Origin of the sequence: Azohydromonas lata NBRC 102462, assembly GCF_001571085.1 — a bacterium.
In the GTDB taxonomy this organism is placed as follows: Bacteria; Pseudomonadota; Gammaproteobacteria; order Burkholderiales; family Burkholderiaceae_C; genus Azohydromonas; species Azohydromonas lata.
Map to the genome: position 1 here is coordinate 1 of NZ_BCTC01000341.1, position 520 is coordinate 520.

At 75.4% G+C, this 520-nt stretch carries 1 protein-coding gene; it reads left to right on the forward strand.

What is annotated here, in order from left to right; genetic code table 11:
• Positions 1 to 221 (forward strand): hypothetical protein (locus ALA01S_RS34555; protein ID WP_218011572.1); only part of this gene is annotated, 221 nt, incomplete at its 5' end.
• Between the last annotated feature and the right edge of the window lie 299 nt (positions 222 to 520).

Below are 520 nucleotides of genomic sequence, written 5' to 3' on the forward strand. Positions count from 1 at the left end.
TAGCCGCGCAGCTGGGCCAGCGGTCACAGGTGCGCCAGGTCAAACCCGACGTCGCAGGCCTGCGTATCCGGTTCGCAGAACACGCCGCCCTGCGCCGGCTCGTACCTCGGGCAGAGAAACGGCTCAGCCAAGCCGGCGCGGGCGCCCGCTGCGACACGGCGCGCCTGGTGCTGGCGCCTCCGGCGCCGCGCTGGGCGCGTTCGTGTCCCGGCGGCGATTGATCGGCTCGGGTAGATCAGCGCCCGCGCGCGGTGTGAAGTGGTGCGGTTGGTGTACCCCGGGCGGTGGACCGATGGCGTCAGGGCGGCGCTGTCGCCCGCCACTGCGCGACGTTGATACTGCTGGCGCCGAAGGCGCCCCGCTACACCAGCTCGCGGCCTGAGCGGTGGACCGGCTCAGCCAAGCCGGCTCGGGCGCCGGCGCCAGCTGCGTCGTGGCGCGGCTGGTGCTGGCGCCGCAGGCGCTCAGCTGCACCAGCTCGTGCCCCGGGCGGTGGACCGGCTCAGCCGGGCCGGCGCCG